The sequence below is a fragment of the Deltaproteobacteria bacterium RBG_16_64_85 genome, from assembly GCA_001798885.1.
GTDB lineage: Bacteria > Desulfobacterota > Deferrimicrobia > Deferrimicrobiales > Deferrimicrobiaceae > FEB-35.
The window spans coordinates 1-21,842 of the sequence record MGQW01000031.1 but is presented as its reverse complement, the minus strand read 5'-3'; the positions used below and the strand labels follow the sequence as shown (position 1 = coordinate 21,842).

19 protein-coding genes are annotated in these 21,842 nt (G+C 57.7%); 5 read left to right on the top strand and 14 right to left on the bottom strand.

Going from position 1 to position 21,842, the window contains the following annotated elements; genetic code table 11:
* Positions 1–21 precede the first annotated feature (21 nt).
* The 4 genes from A2Z13_08320 to A2Z13_08305 form a co-directional block, all read right to left on the bottom strand.
* The gene (locus tag A2Z13_08320; GenBank protein OGP79855.1) at positions 22–282 is read right to left on the bottom strand and encodes a hypothetical protein; all 261 of its coding nucleotides are present in this window, start codon (positions 280–282) and stop codon (positions 22–24) included.
* Positions 283–406: 124 nt separating this feature from the next.
* Positions 407–1,420, bottom strand: coding sequence for a hypothetical protein (locus A2Z13_08315; protein OGP79854.1), 1,014 nt, complete (start codon positions 1,418–1,420; stop codon positions 407–409).
* 15 nt (positions 1,421–1,435) lie between these two features.
* A complete protein-coding gene (locus A2Z13_08310; GenBank protein OGP79871.1) occupies positions 1,436–1,852 on the bottom strand; it encodes a hypothetical protein in 417 nt (138 codons plus the stop codon).
* A complete protein-coding gene (locus tag A2Z13_08305; GenBank protein OGP79853.1) occupies positions 1,845–2,075 on the bottom strand; it encodes a hypothetical protein in 231 nt (76 codons plus the stop codon). The genes A2Z13_08310 and A2Z13_08305 overlap by 8 nt, the downstream gene beginning before the upstream one ends.
* Before the next feature lie 192 nt (positions 2,076–2,267).
* Here A2Z13_08305 and A2Z13_08300 point away from each other — a divergent pair, with 192 nt between their 5' ends.
* The 5 genes from A2Z13_08300 (at position 2,268) to A2Z13_08280 (ending at position 4,135) form a co-directional block, all read left to right on the top strand.
* Positions 2,268–2,528: a prevent-host-death protein gene (locus A2Z13_08300; GenBank protein ID OGP79852.1), complete on the top strand. Its 261-nt coding sequence runs from the start codon at positions 2,268–2,270 to the stop codon at positions 2,526–2,528.
* Between the two features lie 9 nt (positions 2,529–2,537).
* Positions 2,538–2,828, top strand: coding sequence for a hypothetical protein (locus tag A2Z13_08295; protein ID OGP79851.1), 291 nt, complete (start codon positions 2,538–2,540; stop codon positions 2,826–2,828).
* Between the two features lie 69 nt (positions 2,829–2,897).
* Positions 2,898–3,368 (top strand): hypothetical protein, encoded by a 471-nt coding sequence (locus A2Z13_08290; protein OGP79850.1) that lies wholly within the window; start codon positions 2,898–2,900, stop codon positions 3,366–3,368.
* A gap of 120 nt (positions 3,369–3,488) precedes the next feature.
* The gene (locus A2Z13_08285) at positions 3,489–3,722 is read left to right on the top strand and encodes a virulence factor (protein ID OGP79849.1); all 234 of its coding nucleotides are present in this window, start codon (positions 3,489–3,491) and stop codon (positions 3,720–3,722) included.
* Entirely contained in the window at positions 3,719–4,135 is a 417-nt protein-coding gene (locus A2Z13_08280) for a plasmid maintenance protein (protein OGP79848.1), read from the top strand. Before A2Z13_08285 ends, A2Z13_08280 begins: the two co-directional genes overlap by 4 nt.
* Before the next feature lie 64 nt (positions 4,136–4,199).
* Here A2Z13_08280 and A2Z13_08275 read toward each other — a convergent pair whose 3' ends face one another.
* The 10 genes from A2Z13_08275 to A2Z13_08230 all read right to left on the bottom strand — a co-directional run bounded on the left by A2Z13_08275 (position 4,200) and on the right by A2Z13_08230 (position 19,198).
* Positions 4,200–5,252: a hypothetical protein gene (locus A2Z13_08275; GenBank protein ID OGP79847.1), complete on the bottom strand. Its 1,053-nt coding sequence runs from the start codon at positions 5,250–5,252 to the stop codon at positions 4,200–4,202.
* A gap of 20 nt (positions 5,253–5,272) precedes the next feature.
* The gene (locus A2Z13_08270; GenBank protein ID OGP79870.1) at positions 5,273–6,835 is read right to left on the bottom strand and encodes a chain-length determining protein; all 1,563 of its coding nucleotides are present in this window, start codon (positions 6,833–6,835) and stop codon (positions 5,273–5,275) included.
* A gap of 69 nt (positions 6,836–6,904) precedes the next feature.
* On the bottom strand, positions 6,905–8,083 hold the full coding sequence (locus tag A2Z13_08265; GenBank protein ID OGP79846.1) for a hypothetical protein: 1,179 nt from the start codon (positions 8,081–8,083) through the stop codon (positions 6,905–6,907).
* Positions 8,073–8,669, bottom strand: coding sequence for a hypothetical protein (locus tag A2Z13_08260; GenBank protein OGP79869.1), 597 nt, complete (start codon positions 8,667–8,669; stop codon positions 8,073–8,075). The genes A2Z13_08265 and A2Z13_08260 overlap by 11 nt, the downstream gene beginning before the upstream one ends.
* A 35-nt stretch (positions 8,670–8,704) precedes the next feature.
* Positions 8,705–10,789 carry a hypothetical protein gene (locus A2Z13_08255; GenBank protein ID OGP79845.1) on the bottom strand — a complete coding sequence of 695 codons (2,085 nt, stop codon included), beginning with the start codon at positions 10,787–10,789 and terminating at the stop codon, positions 8,705–8,707.
* Between the two features lie 63 nt (positions 10,790–10,852).
* The gene (locus A2Z13_08250; protein OGP79844.1) at positions 10,853–12,097 is read right to left on the bottom strand and encodes an ATPase; all 1,245 of its coding nucleotides are present in this window, start codon (positions 12,095–12,097) and stop codon (positions 10,853–10,855) included.
* A gap of 125 nt (positions 12,098–12,222) precedes the next feature.
* Positions 12,223–13,863, bottom strand: coding sequence for a glycosyl transferase (locus A2Z13_08245; GenBank protein OGP79843.1), 1,641 nt, complete (start codon positions 13,861–13,863; stop codon positions 12,223–12,225).
* A gap of 2 nt (positions 13,864–13,865) precedes the next feature.
* Positions 13,866–15,401, bottom strand: a complete 1,536-nt coding sequence (locus A2Z13_08240; GenBank protein OGP79842.1) for a VPLPA-CTERM-specific exosortase XrtD — start codon at positions 15,399–15,401, stop codon at positions 13,866–13,868.
* A 58-nt stretch (positions 15,402–15,459) separates the two neighbouring features.
* Positions 15,460–16,479, bottom strand: coding sequence for a hypothetical protein (locus A2Z13_08235; GenBank protein ID OGP79841.1), 1,020 nt, complete (start codon positions 16,477–16,479; stop codon positions 15,460–15,462).
* A gap of 1,594 nt (positions 16,480–18,073) precedes the next feature.
* Positions 18,074–19,198, bottom strand: coding sequence for a group 1 glycosyl transferase (locus tag A2Z13_08230; protein OGP79840.1), 1,125 nt, complete (start codon positions 19,196–19,198; stop codon positions 18,074–18,076).
* Between the last annotated feature and the right edge of the window lie 2,644 nt (positions 19,199–21,842).

Genomic DNA, 21,842 nt, shown 5'->3' with positions numbered 1-21,842 from the left:
AGGCTCCCGCCGGAGGAACTCTTATCGACGTACCACTTCACGTCCCGGATGTCGTAGACCGGTCTCTCCAGGGCGCTCCTCGTTCGTCCCGATCCCCAAACCCGTGAACAGCTGGCCCAGTCGCTCTTGCCCCGGCTTCGCGGTCCCGAAGTAGAGCGTGGTCCCGGCCAGCAGGAAGACCCACGGCACGGAGATGATGAGGAGTGCGAGCATGGAGGGTGGCAGCGCCATCCTCATGCGAAACCGGGACCCGCACGATTCACCTGTGACGACCATGGCCATGACGACGCCGTCTCCCGTGGAAAAGGAGTGTCTATTCCCCGGAGATGCCCCGGGAAAGGCAAATCCCCCTTTCGGCGCTCTCGCATCGGGTTGTATTGAGTGAGCACTGCTGGATCAGGTCTCGTTACCTCGGAATGTGGAAACGAACGGCGTCGGCCAGCAGCGGTCGTTTTCTCACCCGGGAGAACCCGTCATACCGTTCTTTGGTGGTCGGCTCCACCTCGGCCAAGCCCAGAAAGGCAGCGAAATTCACCAGAACGCGCCAGTTATAGCAGGAGCGCACGGTTTTTTCCGGCGTGGAATACGGGGTTGGCGTCACCTCGCCCAACACCCGTGGGAAAGCCCCCAGGAAAGCGTCTTCATAAAAGACGCCGGGCAGCCACTCCCCGCCGTGCAGATCCAGCAGATAGAGCGAGAAGAGAAAGGAACGCTGGATGAATCCCAAGTCCGGAAACCCGTCCCTGTAGGCCCAGTTGAAATCACGGACATAGGAGTGAAAAAGCCTGGGGTAGACGCCAGCCAAGCCATGATCGGCTAGCAACGTGCGGCATTCACGGCTGAGGATGAAGCGGCCCCGGGACTTTCGGATCAGCCCGGACAGCCCGGCAACCAGCCGTGTCACATGCAGGGGGGAAAAATCTTCTTCCTTGTTGATGTGTACGAACCGCCCATCTTTTCGAATCGTTTCATCTCCCCAATACACGGACGCCGCCTCCCGGCAGACGTTGCGCGGCAGGTTGCCGGTGGCGGTCGGCTTCAGCCCCTGCTCGCCGATGGCCTCCGCCAGCAGGTGGAAGAGCGTAAGGATCGGCGCTCTCGGTTCGCCGGCAACAACCGTCGCATAGGTCACCAGATTCGGAGAATCGAATGGAAAATGGAGAATCCGGTGCATCTGATCCGGCGACAGGCCGTGGAAATCCGCCATGGGGGCCTGGTTGCGCTGCCGCATGAAGCGGTCCGTAAAAGACTGGACCTCCTCCAACGAGGAGAATTGCCGCCCCTGCAGCGCCTGACGGATCTCCGCGAACACGCCCGCCGGGCCTTCGGGAGACAAACCCGGGCCCTGGCCTTCAAGGCAGCAATTCTTATACTTCCGGCCGCTGCCGCAGGGACAGGGATCGTTTCTGCCGATCTTCATGGCGGTGCCGTCCTGTTACGTATCGGGAAAGATACGGAAAGACCCCCTCGACGCATACCGGTAAACGGAAAAACCCCTGCGGTCCAGCGTCAAAACGTCCCGGATGCCGAGTGCCTCGGCGACGGCAACCAAAGTCGCATCCGCGTAATCCATGGGGACGTCGGAATATTTCGACATCAGACGGTCGCAGCGTTTGAGAAGCGCCGGCACCATGGGAACCAGTTCGGCCCCACCCGCAAGGACAAAATCAAGCGCCGGTTTCTGGCGGGAAAACGACGGGCCGAGCAGAAAGACCGCCTCGGTCAGCACCGGCTCGGTCGTGATCAGCCGTCCCCGGACATTCCGGAAAAACGCGACGCACCGCTCGTGATTCCGCTCGCTCCGATCGAGCAGTGCGACGAACGGGCCGGTGTCCAGCAGCAGATCAGCCACGCCGGATCCGGCGGCGCAGATGTTCACGGTGCGCTTCCCCGAGGTCGGGGATGCCGCTTTCCACCTTCCCGATGAGGTTTTTCACCCCGCCGTACGGGGAGGGCGTTCCTTCCCCCGCTTCTTCCCGGAGATAGCGCTCGAGCGCTAGCCGGACGATCTCCGAGCGGCGACGACGGGAGCGCCGCGAAAGCGCTTCGATCCCCTCTTCCAGTTCCGACGTCAAACGTACGGTCAGTTGGCCCGGCATACCGTTTCCTCCTTCGTTCCATCCGGCCTCGTGCAATGCAATACTACCGCATTTGCATTGCATCGTCAAATCCGGCGCGACCTGTATGTCCACGCCCTCGGCTCCTATTGACAGCGCCTCCCTGTCATTATAGTCTTTATTCTGGTCAACCCTAATGGAGGTCAGATCATGAAAACGCTGTCCCTCTCGGAAGCCAAGATGAAGCTGAGCGGGCTCGTGCAGGCCGTCAGCGATACCGACGAGGAGATCGTCATCACGAAAAACGGAGCCCCGGCCGCCGTGCTGATCAGCCTCGGGGAATTCGAAAGCCTGAAGGAGACCATCGCAGTCCGATCCGACGCCGCGCTGGCGGAGGAAATCCGGAAGGGATTACGGTCGCTGAAGGAGAAAAAGGCGCGACTGTACACGCTCGACGAATTGTTTCGATAGCGGCCTGTCATGAAACGGCCTCTTCGCAGGCTCAGGGTTCCAGACGAGATCGCTGAGCTTGTCCGCCGCATGCATCCGGACCTGAAGAGAAAGACCAGGGCGTCCATGAAGGCGATTCTTGCCGATCCCTTGTCGGGAAAGGCGCTGAAGGACGAGCTTGTCGGACTGCGAAGCTTCAGGGTGGGAACCTTCAGGATCATTTATCGTATCATGAGGAGCGTCGTCGAAATCGTCGCGATCGGTCCGCGCGAACGGATCTACGAGGAAACGTACCGGCTCCTGAAAAGGGAAATACGTTAAACCTGCCGACCTTGCCTTTCCCGCACCCGGTTCGGATAATGGGGGCATATCGGAGCGACGGGACAGGGGATGTCACTGGTCATCGAATGCGATTCCTGCAACTCGCGCTACCGGCTGGACCTCGCCCTGGTCAAGGGGCACGGAATCCGCGTCGCTTGCCGCAAGTGCGGCGCCGCGATCATCGTCCTGAGCTCGGAGGTAGCCACCCTTTCCACCAAGGAGCCGAAGGCGGCACAAGCGTCCGACCCCAGGCCGGAGCCGGAGAGAAACCTTCCGAAGGAGGTGCCGCCTGCTCCTCCCCCTGCATCGGACCCCGGCTCCCTTTCCTTCCCGGAACTGGCCGCACCGAAGGAAATCCCCAAGAGGCCGGTATTTCTGTTGCCGGCCCAGCCCCCATGGTTCCTGCATCCTCCCGTCGTCGCCCTCGCGGTTCTCGCCCTCCTGCTCGTCGGGATCGCAGGATTCATCACCTTCACATCTTCAGGCCAGAAGGCGCTCGCGACCGTCGTCTCCGCCGTGCAATCGATGTGGCGGCGGTGACGACCCTCCTCCCTTTCCTGCCCCGGAAAGCAGGGCCGCCAGGTCTTTGTCCTTTTCCTTTCGTGACAAACGGGACCCGGGTTGGTAGTATATATTCATAATATATACTTGGAGCCGGCCATGAAAAGCGCCAAACTGTTTCGAAACGGGCAAAGCCAGGCGGTACGATTGCCGCGCGAAATGCGGTTCGAAGGCGATCACGTCTTCGTGAAGAAAGCGGGCAACATCGTGCTCCTGATCCCGCCGTCGGGGTCGTGGGATGGACTCGTCGACAGTCTTTCGCGCTTCACGCCCGATTTCTTCGAGGACCGGGTGCAACTGCCCACGCAACGGCGGAAAGCTTTCCCGGAATGAAATACCTTCTGGACACCGACGGCTGCATCGAGCTGATCCGTCGAAAGCCCCCGAGGCTGATCAAACGCCTCACAAAGTGCCAACCGGGCGAGGTCGGGCTTTCTTCGATCACGACCGCCGAACTCTGGTTCGGGGTCGCCAAGAGCGGCGATCCCGTAAAAAACCGGGAGGCGCTCGCAGGGTTCCTGGTGCCGTTCGAAATCGCTCCGTTTGACGAGTCCGCAGCGGCGGCCTACGGCGAAATCCGGGCGGCTCTGGAAAAAGCGGGAACACCGATCGGTTCGATGGATCTTCTCATCGGCGCCCACGCGGTCAGCCTCAGCGTAACGCTGGTCACGGCCAACAGTCGGGAATTCCGGCGAATCCGGGGCTTGCGGCTTGCGAACTGGCTTACATCTTCAGGCCACCGATAAAACGCGAGAGGGCGGAGCCGGATAAACCAGCTCCGCCCTCTTCGGCGCTGACTTCTTTTACTTTCTAAGAACGTCCCTGGGTTTGCGGTTGCTGCTTCCTGGGGTAGGTGGGGACAGGGGCCGTGTGGCGGTTCAGCACCAGGCCCAGGATCTTCTCCTTCGGGAGCATCGCGAGCGCTTTCTCTACATCCTGGATGGAGGTCTTGCCCGCCTGGACGACCAGTACGATGAAATCGACCAGCGGGGCGAAGGCCATCGCGTCCGCGCCGGTCAGGACCGGCGGGACGTCGAACAGCACGTACCGGTTCGGGTACCGGTGCTTCATCTCCTCCACCAGCTTGATCATCCGGGGCGAGCCGAGCAGCTCGCTGCTTCCGGCGATCGTGCGCCCCCCCGAGATGAGGGTCAGCTTCTCGATCCCCGGCCAGACCATCAGGTCGGACACCGGGCAGCCGTCCAGAAGATAATCCGTCAACCCCTTCTTGCTCGGAAAGCCCAGGACTTCGTAGATCCGCTGCTGCCTCAGGTCGGCGTCGACCAGGAGCACCGTCTGGCTGAACGCTTTTGCGAACGTCAACGCAAGGTTGATCGCCGTGAGGGTCTTCCCCTCCCCGGGGATCGCGCTGGTGACCATCACCGTGGTGCCGCCCGACCTGTCCGTCCGTTGCAGGATGTTGGTCCGCAACATCCGGTAGGATTCGACCTCCGGCCCGTCGGCGTGGAAGGCGACGCACCGGTTTTCGACGATCTTTTCCGAATGGAGACGGACGGGCCGCGATTTGCTGTACCGGGGCGACACCCAACCCGTTTTCTTCTGCTCCGGCGCGGAAACCGTTCCTTCCTCCCGCGCGGGCGCCGCCGCCCCGGATCCCCTCACGGTTCCCTTCTCCGGGGCATCCGCATCGACCGGTCCGGGCTTCGGGGAGGGAGCCGAATTCCCGTTCTCCTGCTCCGGGGAGTAATTCGGGTTCCGGACGTCGATGAAACTGCCGCACTTGCGGCAACGGACGCGGGCCCCCCAGGCCCCCCGGATCCGCGACTCGTCCAGGCGGAAACCGGACCGGCACTCCTTGCAGACGACAAACAACGCCACGGCGGAACCGTTTCCGTTCGGCATCGTCTCCCTCGATTCCGGGCTCACAGGGGCAACCTGCGCATCACCTTGGCCCACAACACGTCCAGATCCATCACGACGAAGTGGAAAAGCATCACGAACAGCACGAAGGCGACGGCGGCGCCCGCCAGCAGGAGCTCCCGCCGTTTTTTTCGCCTTGCGATGTCCTCCCCGGTCACGATCTCCGGGATCCCGGCCAGCACGGGGAACGAGGTGGCCCGGGCCAGCGCCTCGGGAGTGCGCACGGCATCGTCGGTGCTCTCCTTCAACGCCGCCGCCCCGACCCCGGAGCCCATCCCCAGCACCAGCCCGATCAGCAGGATGGCCGGGATGTTCGGGCTGGAGGGCTTTTCCGGCAGCCGCGCCGCGTCGATGATGGAGAACCGCTCCGCGAGCTGCTCCTTCTCCAGCCCGTGCGCCACCCGGGCGTCCATCGCCTTCCTCGTCAGCTCGTCGTATTTCGCCTGCAGGTTGTTCCGTTCGACGACCAGCGCCCGGTACCCCTCCTCCACCCGCGGCGCCGTCTCGATCCGGCGGGTATAGTCGTTCCGCTTCCCCTGGGAGGCCCTGACCTGCCGCTTGACCGATTCGATCTCCGACTGCACCCCCGCCAGCTGCGACGCCAGGGTGATGTAGGCCGGGTTGTCCGGCTTGGAGCCGCTCGGGTCGCGCCCGAACTCCTTCTGCCGCCTCTCCAGCTCCTGGATGGCGGCCTTCGTCTTGATCACGTCGGGGTACTCGTCGGAAAAGCGGGTTTTCAGCTCCACCAGCCGGGTCCGCAGCTCTTTAAGGCTCTCCTTCTCCTGGCTCGTGGAATCCGGGGGGATGCTGGCCAACTGCTCCTGTAGGTACCCTTTCCGCTCTCGCAGGGAGCGGAGCTGGTCGTTCAGGCGGGTGATCTCCCGCTCCACCTGGTCGAGCGCCTGCAGATTGACCTGGGAGAGCTCGGGCAGGGAGGTCAAGTGCTTCTCCTTGTAGGCCGCGATCCCGTTGTCGACCGTCGCCAGCCGGGCCTGCACCTCCTTCATCTCCGCATCCATGAACTTGGAGGTCTCCGACGACTGCTTCTCCCGGGTTTTCAGGTTCTCCCCCAGGTAGAGGGAGGCCAGCTCGTTGGCGACCTTCAAAACCGTCTCCGGATCCCGCCCCTCGTAAGTGATGCTGAAGGCGATGGTGGCCTGGGCCGGACGCCCGGTCCGCGGGTCGATCACGTCGGCGCTGATCGTGTTGAACTTGATGTCCTTCCGCATCTTCTCGATGATCTCTTCGACCGGGTCCTTCTCCCGCATCTCCGGGTAAAGGCGGAACCGGTTGATCACCTCCAGAAGGTTCGTGGCGCTCATGATCCGCTGGTTGATCGACTGGAGCCGCTGGTCGGCGAAACTCGTGATGTTGGCCGTCACGTATTCCCGCGGGATCTCCTGCTCCTCGATCAGGATCGTCGTGGCGGCCTTGTAGCTCCTGGGAAGGGCGGCGGCAAGGACGATCGCCAGCAGGAAGACGGCGCCCGCGGGAACGGCGAGCGACCCCTTCCGGCGCTTGAGGATTCCCAGGAGATCGCCGACCGTCTTGACGTCCTGTTCCATCCTTGTCTTTTCCATCATCCGCGCACGCCTCCTTCCAGAAACCGTATTATTGTATTCCGCGGAAGAATCCTATTCGTACAGGGGGTATCGCACGGCGAAGCGGAGGGTGCCGGCATGCTGCTCCGCCGTTTCCGACGAGATCCTGTTGCGCAGCCGGGTGTACTGGTAAGCTGCCTCTACCGAGATGTCCTTCGTGAAATCGTACCGCAGCCCGGGACGCGCCCGCACGGTCTGCTCGTCGATCCCCTGGAGGGAGAACTCCCCCGCGTCGGAGAAGTTCCGGTAGTAACCAGCCGAGAAGGTTCCGGAAAGTTCGTACAGGAAGCGGCGCGCCAGATCGAGCACCACGGCGTTCCGTTCCGCGGCGCCCCCCCGCCCCGAGGCGGCCGTCACCGACCGACCGTACCCCAAACTCCCGTTCCCCCGTTCCCCCTTGTAGAAAAGGGAGACGTTGGCCACCCACCCCCAGTTGTCGGTCTTCTCCTTCCCGAACAGGAAGTCGAATTCCGACCGGGTGTACCGCCCCCCGATATCCGCCTGGACGCTCCACAGCTCCGTGGCCCCCTTCTGCACCCCGACGGTGAAGGCGTAATTCTCAACCGTCAGGCCCGTGAACCGGTTGCTCGCGTACGAAAAGCCGGCCCGCCCCTTCGTCTCGGTGAACCGCTGCCCCAGGTCGACCACCAGGTTCACGCTTCCCGAGTGGGTCTCGCTGTCCTGCAGCGGCTGGTCGGGATAGTCGACCCGGTTATACCCGTAGGAGAGGCCCGCGGCCGACTTCTCGCTCATCGAGATCTCGGCCCCCAGGGCGTAATCCTGCTGGCGGGTCCGGGTGGTTACCACCAGCCCGGATGTCTCGATCTCGTGTTCGGGGCGCTTGTCGGCGCGCAACGAAGCGTCGGCGGACAGCCGGAAGGCCGGCGTGAACCGGTACCCCAGCTTCCCCTGCCCCCTCGGGTTCCACGAGTCGAGATTTTCTTCCGCGGAGTAGTAGACCCCGTCCACCACGGAGGAGAGGACCGCATCCAGCCGCTCGGTCCTTCTGGAAAGTTTTAGGCCAGGGGAAACGGTGCCGACGTACGACTCCTTCGGGTTTTTCTCCGTGAAGAAGGGGTTGTTGTTGTATTCGCCTTTGAGCGCGAGCGACGGAACGACCCGGGTCTCGTCCCCACCGGCAACCGGGGGGAACAGTGCCGCGGCAAAAAGGAGCAGTACCGTTGCAACCGCCGGGGAACGGTCAGGGGACATAGACCACGTCGCCTCTTTTGAGCTCGATGTTCGTGTGCAGTTCCTTGCCTGCAGTAACGTCGTCGTAGTCGAAGGAGAAGACCTTCGTCTTCTCCCCTTCGTACCGGAAGATCCGGATCTTCGACCGGTTCGCGTACGGGGTGGGGCCGCCGGCGATCGCCAGCGCCTGCAGGACGTTGATGTTGGCGTTCAAGGTGGTCCGGCCGGGCGCCTGTACCCGCCCGAGCACGTAGATGTGCATGCTGTTCAACTGCCTCACTTCCACGGTCAAGAAGGCCTCCGGCACGTACCGGGCGATCTTCTGCTCGATCTCCTTTTTGAGCTGGGCGACCGTCTTCCCCCCGGCCGCCATCTCGCCGATCAGGGGGTAGGCGATCTTGCCGTCCGGAAGGACAACGACCTGCCGGGTCAGCACCGGGTCCTTCCAGACCTCGATGTTCAGCAGGTCCCCTGGGCCGATGATGTAGTCGGACCCAAGCCCCGCCGCCGGAACGGGGGGGGCCTGGGCGTCCTCGGCTACACCTAAGGACGACGCGCCCGCCGAAAGGACCAGGAACACGACCAGACAGGAAATTTTTCGGTTCATGGATTCTTTCCCTTCCTTTCGCACCCGAAGTGATTTCATATCCCCGCCAGCACTTTCGCGGCCTCCTCTTTCCCGGGGAAATCCCCCTTGAAGGCGATGCTCTTGCGGAGGGGCTCCTTCGCCTGCTCCTTTTTCCCCGCCCGGACGAGGGCCATTCCCAGGTGGTAGTTGACTTCGGGATGTTCCGGGAGCTTCCCCTGGGCCTGCCGGAGAAGGTCGACCGCCCGGTCCACATCGCCCTTCTTGTGGTAGATCCACCCCAGCGTATCGAGGATGACCGCCTCCCCGGGGCGCCGGTTGAGCGCGTTCTGTGCCAGCGAGAGCGCCTTGTCCAGGTCCCCGGCCGAGCCGTCGCGATCGCAGAGCAGAAACGCCAAGTCGTTCGCCGCGGGCCAATAGTCCGGATGCCGCTCAAGCACCCTCTCGTATACCCGGGCGGCCTTCCCGTACTCCTTCTGCGCGGCGTAGAGCTTCCCCAGAAGCGATTGGATCTCCATGCTCTCCGGGACGATCGCAACCGCCTGCTCGAACTCGGCGGCCGCCTTCCCCAATTCCTGCCGGGTCAGATAGTACTGGCCCGTTTTCACGTACCCCAGCGGGTGCTTCGGGGCCCGCCGCTTGATGTCGGCGTACCCGGCCTCGGCGCGCTTGAGATCCCCGGATACCGTGAACAGGTCGGCCAGATCGGCCCGCACCTCGAGATCATCGGGATTCTTTTCCAGGACCTTGGCAAGCGGTTTCTCCGCCTCCTTGAAATCCTTCTGCATGGCGTGGAAGCGCGCCAGCGCCCGCAGCACGTCCCGCGAGCCGGGATCGGCCTTCAGACCGTTCTGCAGGGCTTCCAGCGCCAGGCCCGTCTCATTTTTCATCAGGTGCGCCTCGGACAGGAGCAGGTATCCCGGGAGGAAACGGGGTTTCTCGCGCACGACCGTGCGGAACTCGGCCACCGCCCCCGCGCCGTCCCGTTCGAGCAGGAAAAGATTCCCTCTCGTCAGGTGGGCGTCCCCGTTGTTGGGGCTCGCCTTGATCACTTCCTCCACGTACCCCTTCGCCTTGTCGGCCTCCTGCCGCGCCAGGTGGATCCGCGCCAGAGAGTTCTTCGCCTGGAGGATCTCCGGCCGGTCGGGGTTCTTGTCCAGCGCCAGGCACTCTCGGAAAACGGTGGCCGCGTTGTCCATCCTGCCGGTGTTCCCGTAGAGGTCCCCCAGCGCCAGGCGCAGCGGGAAGCTCTTCGCGTCCCGGTCGATCCCCGCCGTAAGGACCTTTTCCGCCTCCCCGAATCCCCCCCGGGAAACGAAGAACCCGGCCACGTCCAGCCGGCACGCCTCGTCGGACGGCCTCGCCTCCAGGAGGGTCTGCAACAGTTCCCGGGCCTTCCCCTTCTCCCCCGTCCCCCAGTACAGGCCCGCCAGAGTGACCCGGTTGCCGTAGTTTTCGGGCTCCAGTTCGATGACCTTCTTCACCTCTTCGGCGGCGGGCCCGGTTTTCCCTGAGGCCGCGTACACGTCGGCCATGGCGCGGTGCAAGGGGAGCGATTTCGGGTTCAGCGCGATCCCTTTTGCCAAGGCCTCCTCCGCCCCCCGGAATTCTTTCTCTTGCAGGTGGACCCTGGCCAGGAGCAGATACAGCTCCGGGTTCGCCATCCCCTTGGCGATCATCCCCTCCAGGTGGGAGATCGCCTTCGCGTCCTCCTTGCCGGCCACGTAGACCGCACCTTTCAGGAGCCGCGCCTCCTCGTTGCCCGGGTCCTGCGCCAGGACGAGTTCGGCCTTCTCCATCGCCTTCTCCTTCTCCCCGCCGACCAGCAGGAGCTTGCCCGCCTGGACCTGGGCCGGAAGGTTCTTCGGGTCGAGCTCCGTGGCGCGCAGGATCGAGCGATAGGCCCCGCCCAAGTCGCCCCGCATCATCTGGACCATCCCCAACTGGAAGAAGGCGTCGGCGAACTTCGGGTCGATCTGGATAGCGTTTTTAAACTCGAGGCCGGCCTTGACGTAGTCCCCCTTCGCGACCAGGGCCTTCCCCTTGTCGTAGAACTTCATCTTCTTCGCCTCCGGGCCGCTGCAGGCGAGAAGGAACGCACTCGCGAGAACCAGGCACACGCCCGCGCACCGGTATCGCATCGTACCGAACCTCCGGATGGTCAACGGATTTTTATCAGGTCGTCGGGGTTATATACCAGACGCTCAGCACACCTGCCACCACGGCGCGGCGAGCACACGACGGGTCAGTGGAAAGGTCCCGGTTCCGCCGTGGAGCAGGAGGGCGCCGTCGGCAAGGTCGGGATACTCGTCCAGAAAGGACTCAAGCCCCTTGGCGTCGGACGGCCCGACCCGCGCGACCGCCTTGACCTCGATGGGCAGGACCCGTTGCGGCGTCTCGATCACGAAGTCCACCTCGGTGCCGGTGGCGGTGCGCCAGTACTGCACCTCCGGGCGTCGCGGCTGCACGTCGCGCCAAGCCAGCAGGTCCATGAGCACGAGATTCTCGAGATGGGCCCCGCGCGGTTCGGCCTCCCCGGCGAGAAACAGGGCCAGCGCGGTGTCGCTCCAGTAAAGCTTCGGAGCTTTGATCAGCCGACGGGTGCGGTTGACGGAGAACGCGGGAAGACGGATGACCTGGTAGCTGGCTTCCATCAGATTCAGGAACCGATGCACCTGGGGTTGCGCAATCCCCACGTCCCGCCCTGTCTCGGTCTGGTTCAGCAGGCCGCCGATGCGCAAACAGGCTGCCCGCATGAGGCGGCGGAAGTCCGGGAGGTTCTCCACCGCACGCAACGTCTGCAGGTCGCGTTCGAGATAGGTCTGGACGTAGCCGGAGAACCAGAGAGAACGCGCTTCGTCATCCGGCAGATCGTGCGCCGGCACGGGCATCCCGCCTAAACGCGCGGCGGCCCGCCAATCTTCCTCCGGGCCGGTGTCCGCGGCAAGTAGATCGCGCCAGTGTCCAAATGGCACGGCAAACAGTTCGCTCCACATGCCCGTGCGCCCAAATCCAAGGCGTTCGCGCCGGGTGAAGGGCCAAAGTGTGACGTACACCGCCCGTCCGGCCAGGGTCTCCGACACGCGCTCCAGCATGAGCAGGTTGGCCGAGCCGGTGAGGACGAAGCGGCCCGGGGTGCGCGCCGCGTCATCATCCACGAGGCGTTTGACGGCGATCAAAAGATCGCGGCTGCGCTGGACCTCGTCGAGCACCAGGGTGGGCGCCCGCCGGACCACGCTTTCCGGGTCGGCATCCGCCTGGGCGCGCAGGTCGAAATCGTCGAGCGTGAGGTAGGGCCGGTCGGCGAGCTGCGGCAGGGAGCGGACGAGAGTGGTCTTACCCGTCTGTCTTGCGCCGAGCAGCACGACGACAGGCGACGCGCGCAGGGCGCGCTCCATAGCAGCCGCGGCAACGCGGGGTAAAAAGGATGGAGCCACCTGGTTCCTCATGAAAGCATGATAATCATACTTTCATGGAATATCAAGGCAGATCATCCGTTTAGGGCAAACCAGGCATACAGCCGCGCACCGGTATCGCATCGGTTCGAACCTCCGGATGGTCAACGGATTATCTTTCAGACGAACCCCTTTATGGACAGGACCAGGAGCGCCGTCAGCGTGCCGGCGACAAGCCCGTCCAGGTTCTTCCGCAACTCGGCCATCAGCACTTCGCAACTGAAATAGAAAATCACGATCTTCGCCGCCACCTGCCCGAGGTGGGTCGCCTGCAGGTGCTGCTCGGGCAGGTTGGGGACCACCAGGGCCAGGAAGAAGATCAGGAAATCGAGCGGGGTGGATTTGAACCCTTCCCTGCGCTTCGAGAATTTCGATACCAGAATGTCGAGCACCGCCAGCAGGAAGAACGCCGCGTTGTAGACCCGAAGCGGCACCCCCTTGATCCAGCCGCCGGTCGACTGCGAGCTCTCGTACACGACGAACGGGATGAGAAGGTAAAGGGTCAGCCGCAGAGCCTCTCCCAGCCGGTCGCGCTTGAAGCGCCAGGCCGCCGCGATCAGCCCGGAAAACCCCAGGGCGCAGTACGGGGCGTAGGCGGGCAATTTCCCCGGTAGCAGGCAGGTCAGAGCCAGGAGCAGGGGGAGCCCGATCCGAAGCGCCCGGAAGACGGGCTTGATGAACTCCCCTTCCTCCTTCAATCGTTTCAGATACCGGAACCCGGAAAAACGGGGGATGTGCGTGGCGGGTATCGAGTGCCACCCGTTCCGGCCGGCCACCATCAACAGGGAGAGGGAGGCGACCGAGAACACGAGGTACCCTCCCAGCAGCAGCCAGTCCGAGTGGAAGCGGAACAGGAAGGCGGCGACCACCAGAAATGTCTGGCAGGCGTAAATCGCCATCACGGACTCCCCGTGATGCAGCCCGAGGGCCATGAGGTTGTGATGGATGTGGTTCTTGTCCGCGGAGAAGGGGGACCTGCCCTTCATCACGCGGATGGTCATCACCGACAACGTGTCCAGGACCGGGATCCCCAGGAGGAGGAGGGGGAGGACGGGGCTTACCGCCGTGTCCCCCTGCGTGAGAGCGAGCGAAAGGGTCACCGCCGTAAATCCGAGCAGCTGGCTCCCCGTGTCCCCCATGAACACCGTGGCGGGGTGGGTGTTGTAGCGCAGGAAGCCGAAGATCGCGCCGGCCATCGCCAGGCAGACAAGCCCTATGAGAAGGTCTCCTTCCAGGTAGGCGAGGTACCCGATGCAGCAGAAGATGAGCAGGCAGATGCCGCCGGCCAGGCCGTCCAGGCCGTCCGCGAGGTTGATGGCGTTGGTCACTCCCATGATCGCCAGGACGGTCAACGAGAGGGCGACCCAGCCGGGCAGGTCGTCCTCCCCCGGAAGGAGCATCCCCAGCGTGTGGATCTTGATCTTCCCGAGGACGACAACGACAAGGGCCGCAAGGAACTGCCCGAGGAACTTCCATTTCGGGCTGATATCCCTGCAATCGTCGACGATGCCGAAACCAACCACGATCGCCGCGCCGGCCAGCCAGGCCCAGATGAAATGTTCGCCGCGCGCCCAGAGAAGCACGGGGAGGAGCGCCCCCGCCGCCATCGCGATCCCGCCGATCCGGGGGATGGGCCGCTCGTGGACCTTCCGTTCGCCCGGGAGGTCCACCACATGGAACCGTTTCGCCACGGCGCTCAACGCCGGAATCAGGGCGATGGTCGTCAGAAGGGACACGAGCAGTGTGTAGAGGAAGATCAACGCTATCCCGCCCCCGGAAGAAACGTATCCAGGACAGGCACGATCTGCCGGGTGAATTCCTGAAGCCTCGCCTCGGCGTCCCCAAGCTGCTCCGATTCGTACACCGGGGTGATCAGCCGGATCAGGGCGCCGTCGGTCCGCCGCCGCGTGAGGGCGTCCCAGAAGGCGTAGATCTTCAACTGGTACATGTTCGTGAGGACCCGCCCGCGCTGCGGGAACCAGTAGTAGGTAAGCTGGCGGACGCCGCTTTTCTCCACGAAGGCCCGGCTCACCCGCATCGGGCTCCCGTCGCCGTTCTTTACCGGCAAGGCGATCGTTCCGGAATCCCGGAACACCCAGCCGCTTCCCGGAAGACAGGAGTCGGGCGAGTGGCTCGACTCCCCTTTCCGCTGGCTTTCGTTATAGGCGACGTAGACGTTGACCTCTTTTCCATGCCGGTCTTTGTAGTCGATGAGTGCATAGTCGCTTGGCTTGAGGACGTCCAGGACCATCGGTTCCATCGAAGAGCGGGTGCCGCCCCACTCGCTGACCGCCAAGGGAAACTGAACGAGGGATTTGGTCAAGGGCACCTTCTCCCGAAAATTCACCCCCTGGAAGATCGCCAACGTCCCCCCAAGGAGAAGGATCGCGACGACGGATTGGGGCATGCTTCCCACCACGGGTTTTACTTCCTCCAGGGGAATGGAGGGTTCAAGGCGCCTCCCCGGAAACCATCGATTCAACGCCCACACTTCCAGAAGGAGAATGGCGAGACTGACCATGAAGATCAGCCATCCGGAAAAGTCGTGAAAGATCCCTTCCGCCACGCGGGGGCCCCAGATCGGGTAGAGAACCCCGACGGACGCAAGGCGCAGGCTGTTGGTTACGATCGTCACCGGTATCGCCGAAAGGACAAGGATCGCACCTTTCCGGAACGAAAGCCGGTAATGGTACGCGAGCAGGAACCCGAGCGCCACCAGGGGAATGAGGTAGCGCAGGCCGCTGCATGCGTCCACCACCTGCAACTTGGAAAAGCCCAGGTCGATGATGTTCCCTTCCCGGTAGGCGCTCATCCCGAGGAACTGCAGCATATGCACACCGATCCGGGAGGAGAGGAGCTTCAACTTCAGGGAGACATTGCTGTAGATGAGATTCGGCGGAGGGAACATCACGAGCAGGAAGGCCAGGGGAAAGGCGATGACCTTCAATTTTCGCCAACCGAGATGCAGCCAACAAAGACCGACCACAACCAGCCAGAGCGACAGGAACAGCGCGGTGTATTCCCCCCCCAGTTCGCCCAGCACGTAAAGACCGATTCCCGCCCCGAGCGGAAAGAACCCTCCCCAGGAGGGTTCCGGCGGAATTCTCTTCAGCTCATCCCGTTTATCCCAGAGGAGGTAGAGGACTATCGGGGGAATAATGTAGCCGTAGGTGAAGTCTTCCCGCTGCCACATTCTGAGCAGGGTGTGAACCGACGTACGGTATAGCACCGCCCCGAGCAGTATATATACAAAAACCGCACTCAACCTTGCAGCTTTTTCAATAAACCCAGTTCTCAATCAACCACCAATCATCCCAGGCAACAATCCCGCCCTCTCTATTGCCAGACCGGATACTTCACTTGAAGCACTTATCAAAGTACTTAACCAGTTTCGCCGTTCCAAGCATTACTTCTGGATGCCGACCGAGGTCCCCCAACAAGTAAAATGCATAAAAGTCCTTCCACGGAACGCAACTGAATTCAGCCAGTTCCAGCCACCGACCGATTGCATTCTTGTATCTACCCTCTCCTCTACCATCTACCGTATTGGCTACCGTCCCGCTCTTATGGATATTCTTTTCATAAGTCTCCTGGAATCTTGACAGGTCTTCACGGTTAAAAACGATACCTGAACGATAAGCAAGTATAGCGAAATCGAGGTCTATCGCTCCATGGGAGATATCTTCGATCGTTTTTGATCGGTCTAATCCCTTACCATACCAATACGTCCAAATATACGGCCCCTTGTTCCCCTTCAAATTGCTGCGAAAATGCCTTGCCAGGGCCTCGGCTTTTTCCCGATACTCGTTGTTTCCGGTCACCTTGTGTAGCATTATTAAGGTACGACCGGCAGCCAACTGCTGGTTGAAGGGCAGCGGCACGGGGGGATTTGGAGAATTGGCGGAATGAGGTTCATCGGCAAAAAACTGATAGTAGCCTCTGCCTGTTGAAGCATCATAGTTCCAGTTTTTTTCAAAAACCGCCAATGCTGACTTCGCCACATTGGTATAAGTTAGGGCCTGAGATCGGTAACTGACCACCATGCAATTATCAACTAACCACGCAAAACGGGCCAACGGGTAGGTAATCATTCCTGAATGCACCAACCACACGAGCCTCTCACCATTCCTGCTGTAGTGGGTCGAGTTCCAACCGACAACTGAGCGGCCTCCGTAATCGGTAATGCCACGTTTCAGGTCGGTATTGCCAACTACGCGGTCGGCATGCCGGACGAAAGAAGCAAGGTATTTAGCATTCCGAGTGGCTTCGAACATGTCCAGGTAGGCTTCGAGAAGATAACTTTCCGCCCAAGCAAGCACACTATTATCATTCGTTGACCTGCTGTATCCTTCCCCTTTGTTGATCGCCTGGTCCATCGCGTCGAATTTATCAACTAGTTCATCCCGGGTACTTGAGGATACAAGTTTCGCTGCAAACACCCCCGGGGGAGTCACACATGCCAAAACCAGAAGAATAAAATTAACAAGAAGAGCCCTCGAACAATCTTTCATGAACCGTCTCGACCTCCAGCCCGTCTGTAGATTTCTACTTATAACTCATGACTGTTGAAGGAAGGGAATCTTCATGCTCGGACTGAAGGATTTGTCCCGTAATCGATGCCAACAGGGTGCAGAGTTGCCGTTCATAAGCCGCATATCGAAAACGTTTAGCTCCTAGCCTACTGGCGCATTCGCTTCGAAACCTTCTTGTTTCAGGTGATTCTTGAACCAGGTTCAACAAAGACCGAGCGGCTATGTTCGGATCAGAACTATCCACTGAAACTATAGCCGGGGCATCTTCAGGGACATCGCACCCATCAATAGGTGCTCCCCAGTAGAAGATTGGCTTACCTGCATGAAGGTATTCCGAAAGCTTTATCGGACTGAGTCCATAGGCATACACAGGAATCGGTGGCACCCCGAAAGCCAGAATATCAACATGGCCCATCAGTGCCCGACACGCCGCCTGTGGAACACCATCACAAACCCTCACATGTTTTTTCCCTATCGCCAAAGTCTTTAAATAGGGCAGAGCAGGACCGTCCCCGACAAACAAGAAACTGGCCTCGTGTTCAGGGATTCGACCAAAAAGGTCAAACAACCGCTCAACCCCGTTCGCCGTGTTCATCGAACCAAAATAAGCAACGATCGGTTTGGCTTGCTGACGCAATTCCTCAATTGCTTGCCACACGCTTGAAGGAGCATTCGTCGAAGGTTCGTTACTGGTGCACACTTTTTTATTAAGAGCATAAATGCAATTTGGAATATGTAAGAACGGCACCCGGGCAGGCACACCTCGCTGCTCGGCATACGCCTGTAGCCGCTTCAGGGGCGATAATATCGCATCAGCATTATTTAGGGCTGTTTTCAACGCTGATCCTGTCAAGGCATAAAACCCGTAGGAACGCAGCTCGGGGCGCAACTGCTTCGGCGCGTCCGGCCAGATATCGCGCACTTCGAGAAGCCAACTAAATCCGAAAAACTTTTTTGCCATCCAGCCCGCAAATGAGTCCAGCAAACCAGTCGAAGATGTAACCACCACTTTAATACCAGGCTTCCGATGCAGTCGCCAAAGGAGAAACGTCGATCGCACAAAAAAGACTGCCATATTCAGTGCTCTCCGCAGCCCCTTTGCCGCGACAAAGAGCCCTTCCAGCCTCAGAAATGGAACACTGCCTATCCGTCTAATTCCGGCGGGACTGCGAACCATTGACTTATTACTCACCGTCGAAGAAACGATCAGGGGCCGGTACCCACCACGCCTGGCAAGGTCAGCCAAAGCGAGAGGGCGAATTACGCCTGCCGACTCACCATCCGAAGCGGTATCACACAAGTAAATAAGGCGTTTTGTTTTCCGATCTCGCTTGGCTGACATTCAGGTCATCTCCCCAAAAAACGATCGTGATGTCTTTTGTTTATGGGGATACGACAAATTCGATAGCGAAAACATCTGTTATAAGTTGTTCGTCCCCTACGAAGGAATAAGCTTGCGATACAAATTAATCAGTTTGGCTGCTTCCGTGTCCCAATTATAAATTTCGTCCACAATTTTTTTGCCGCGCTGTCCCATTGCCTCGGCTTCAGCCGGGTATTCAAGTATCCAGATCATTGCATCTGCAATTGCTTTTGGATTCATTGGATCTACCAGCAAGCCACAGCCTGCGCCACCAACAATTTGCCGCCACAATGGAAAATCAGAGGCGATTACCGGCAAGCCAGCGGCCATGTACTCGAACATTTTTACAGGATAAGCATCAACGTAATTCTGCGTCGGGGATAGAACTACAAGTCCTGCCCTCACATTACCCAACAAGCCTGCAACTTCCGGACGGGTCATAAGTCCGTGATAATTAACTGCCGACCAAGAGGGCAATATACATAGCTCATCCTTCAAAGCCTCAGGATCAAATCTGCCCGCCATCTCCAGCCTTACATTCGGCAAGTGTCGAAGAGACCCCAACGCGTGGACCATCTCCCGCGCACCGCGATTTTTCGCAATCCGCCCTAGATAAGCGAACTTCAGCGGTCGCCGAGCATAAGGTGTTGAAGCAGACAGGAGCAGTTCAGACTTGATGGGGAAGTTTTGCACCACAACTGTTTTATATGAGGGGAAACGCTTCGCGATTTTTGGCGTCGCGGGCACAATCGCATCAAAGAACCTTGCAGCAAGCCACTCCAGCGTACTCATAGACAATGCAACAGGGCGCCGGAGAACTTCGGGTATCCAATACTTATTCAGTACTTGGAGCGGCACATCTTCATGGACATCATAGAGAACCTTATGTCCAAGCATTTTTAGCAATAATCCCAAAGGGATTAATTCCGGGTCGTGGAAATGAATTAGAACTGGTTTCTTCTTGAAAATGAAACGAATAGCACGCGCTGGACCCACTAGGGCACGACAAAAACGCCATATTCTCAGACTTCCCAAGTCATATATGTAAGGCTTCTCCTCTGATAACTCATTACCAATTCCATCCGCCACTACTAACGCCACTTCATACGGTATTGCTTTATTGAGCGTCTGGACCTGTTTGACGAAGATACGAGCGTCAGTGCGGGGGTGAAGAGTGGTGAGATGAATAATTTTTTTGATAGATAAAGACTGAATTTGTTTTCGATATTTAGATAATATTGTTTTTGTTTTTCGCTTCGCCTTTTAAAGTTGCGTTTACAGTTAAACCCCAGCCCAAGGCTGGAATTGGCCAAAAAACAGATTTGGCCGTTAAAACCAACAGTAAAGATAAAAAATTTATCGCAAGTGCCAAACCCCATTCGTTTGCGTTTCCATCTCTATTTTTCACCGAAAACAATGAGACAGCGAAACAATAAATTATCAGCCCCAAATAAATACAAAATCCGATAAAACCAAAACTAACCCATGCGGAAAGCACATTATGCGCATATCCGCCAGGTCTCCCCGCATAAAAGTTACCTGCATACTTACCAGTAATAGGGTTTTCCATCACTTGGTCGATCGCGATACGCTGTAATTTCTTCCTGCCCACCCAAGATGATGCTTTATCCAGATCTAAAACCTGCATCTGCCTGGATGGATTCAATTGCCTATGTAAATGTAAATCATCAATAAATCCTGCCAAACCTAAGCCTAATACAAAAAGAAGCAATATCGAACTCAAAATGTATCGCCATGATTTAAGGACTAATATGACGGTAAATGCTATAAACAATGCTATAAAGCCATAAAATTCAGAGCGTCCGCCTAGTAAAAATATAAGTATAATACTTGATGCTATCAACATCGATCTAACATAGATCGATTCATAAGTAATTAACAGATAAACGGCTACAATTAATGCGCTACGTGCAAAACCTTGATACGTTGCAATTTTATCTTCTGCAATAAACTGTGTTCTAACATTAAGCATCATTGTGTTTTTATCAAACAAACATATCGCAATAATAAACATTGCAATAAAACAGCATGTTAAAATAATTCTCAATCTATCTTGGCGTATTGGAAGATAGACACCTACCAAAAACAGTGCAACCCATGAGAACAATGTCGTGAGACTTTGATTCAAAGGGCCTTCGCCGCTTTCAATACCGGTTCCAAAAAAATAGTGGACAAACGTCCAACTAACCACAAATGTAAGTAATACCGCAAACAAGACAGAAACATATTTATTGGAATATAAAAATGTTCTGAAGATGGAAACAAAAACCATTGAGAAAAGAACGCATAGCAATACTGTTGTTGGACCGAATAGACCTGCGGCAAATGGTGTGATCAATTTAACTGCAACACAAAGGTGGTAAAAAAAGAAACCTGGAAAAAGGATGAAAAAACCGGCCTCTGCGATAAATCGCAGGTATTTTTTTGATGGAAATATTGAATCGGTCATCAGGCTATTAAAAACAATTGCAATGAAGTGTTAATGGAAATTAGTTTTATTATTTCTTACGATATAATAACAAGTCATTAATGTCGCAGTGGTTAGAAGAAATAGAGAAGCTACTAAAGCCGATAAAGGTGATACGGCATAGTTAAATTCAAGCTTGGTACAATTTACAAGTATCATGAATAGTCCCAATGCCAATAAAACATTAATGGTATTAATCCCAATCACAAAGAATGCATCGATCATGCTACGGGATGCAACATATATAGAATATGGTACTGACGCAAGCATTACGATTCTAGTGGTAGAAACAAGCGATGGAGATAGATTACTGCCGAGATACAACTTCAATATTGGCTCGGCAGCGAACTCAAATATCAAAAATATTGTAAAAGATAAAACCGAAGTCCCAATAAGAGCGAGCTTAATATATTTATTAATGAATGCTGAGTCATTGCACGCTATTGCAGCGCTTGCTCTTGGAAGAAGTACGAGGCCGATAGGCCCGAAAACTGATCCGCACATATTTAGTAATGAAATGCCAAATGCCACATGTCCGCCGGCAATTACCCCAGCACTATGAGCTGTTAGAGTCGCTGGAAGCCCGAACAAAGTGGCAAAACCAAAATCTGATGGCATTCTTTGTATACCAAAAACGAACACCTCCTTCAAAGACATACATGATAACGACCCTGTCAGTTTAGGCAATATGGACATAGCAAACACGCAACCTCCTGTAAAAACCCAACCAACGCCCGTCCAGCCAAGCATGGCCTCTGGAGTTTTGGTAGTATAGGCCGCCACCACCGGTATGATTGCAATATTTATAATTTGAAGAAGATTACAGGCTACCATCCGGGTATGTCCTCTGTAGTAGGCATAACTGATTGAGTGCAACATATAACCAACCATCATCATACTGATAGGGGCAGCAAGATTTGAATATTTACTATTGCTAAATAGGAGCTTCGCTGCCACCTCTGGAAACATGTTAACAATTAATGTAAAAATAAAAACTGTAATGCTAACAATAAACATGCCTCCCTTAAAATAACTGTCAGACATTTGTTTGTTTTTTGTTCTACTAAAGGCAATGTAGCGCGGAATAGCTACACTACAACCAACCGCAAGTGCAGGGAATAGAAAAGAATTAGTACGTCGACATAAAGCATATATGGCAAACCCTTCGTATCCAAGCTGTTGGTTTGCTGCTCTATAAACCAACAAACCACAAATCAGTACCAGCACTTGCGTTAAAAAGGTAATAAACAGATCTTTTTTCATGTTAAGTGAAAAAACATTTTATTCCCAAAAAATATATTTTTGCCAACTGCTACTTAAATTCCTGTGATTAATATAACTCCAGCACCAATGGAA

What these genes read in the sequence shown, in the direction of transcription:
- A2Z13_08320 (OGP79855.1), bottom strand. Translation starts at nt 282, where the DNA reads ATGGCCATGGTCGTCACAGGTGAATCGTGCGGGTCCCGGTTTCGCATG.
- A2Z13_08315 (OGP79854.1), bottom strand. Translation starts at nt 1,420, where the DNA reads ATGAAGATCGGCAGAAACGATCCCTGTCCCTGCGGCAGCGGCCGGAAG.
- A2Z13_08300 (OGP79852.1), top strand. Translation starts at nt 2,268, where the DNA reads ATGAAAACGCTGTCCCTCTCGGAAGCCAAGATGAAGCTGAGCGGGCTC.
- A2Z13_08295 (OGP79851.1), top strand. Translation starts at nt 2,538, where the DNA reads ATGAAACGGCCTCTTCGCAGGCTCAGGGTTCCAGACGAGATCGCTGAG.
- A2Z13_08290 (OGP79850.1), top strand. Translation starts at nt 2,898, where the DNA reads ATGTCACTGGTCATCGAATGCGATTCCTGCAACTCGCGCTACCGGCTG.
- A2Z13_08285 (OGP79849.1), top strand. Translation starts at nt 3,489, where the DNA reads ATGAAAAGCGCCAAACTGTTTCGAAACGGGCAAAGCCAGGCGGTACGA.
- A2Z13_08280 (OGP79848.1), top strand. Translation starts at nt 3,719, where the DNA reads ATGAAATACCTTCTGGACACCGACGGCTGCATCGAGCTGATCCGTCGA.
- A2Z13_08275 (OGP79847.1), bottom strand. Translation starts at nt 5,252, where the DNA reads ATGCCGAACGGAAACGGTTCCGCCGTGGCGTTGTTTGTCGTCTGCAAG.
- A2Z13_08270 (OGP79870.1), bottom strand. Translation starts at nt 6,835, where the DNA reads ATGGAACAGGACGTCAAGACGGTCGGCGATCTCCTGGGAATCCTCAAG.
- A2Z13_08265 (OGP79846.1), bottom strand. Translation starts at nt 8,083, where the DNA reads ATGTCCCCTGACCGTTCCCCGGCGGTTGCAACGGTACTGCTCCTTTTT.
- A2Z13_08260 (OGP79869.1), bottom strand. Translation starts at nt 8,669, where the DNA reads ATGAACCGAAAAATTTCCTGTCTGGTCGTGTTCCTGGTCCTTTCGGCG.
- A2Z13_08255 (OGP79845.1), bottom strand. Translation starts at nt 10,789, where the DNA reads ATGCGATACCGGTGCGCGGGCGTGTGCCTGGTTCTCGCGAGTGCGTTC.
- A2Z13_08250 (OGP79844.1), bottom strand. Translation starts at nt 12,097, where the DNA reads ATGAGGAACCAGGTGGCTCCATCCTTTTTACCCCGCGTTGCCGCGGCT.
- A2Z13_08235 (OGP79841.1), bottom strand. Translation starts at nt 16,479, where the DNA reads ATGGACCAGGCGATCAACAAAGGGGAAGGATACAGCAGGTCAACGAAT.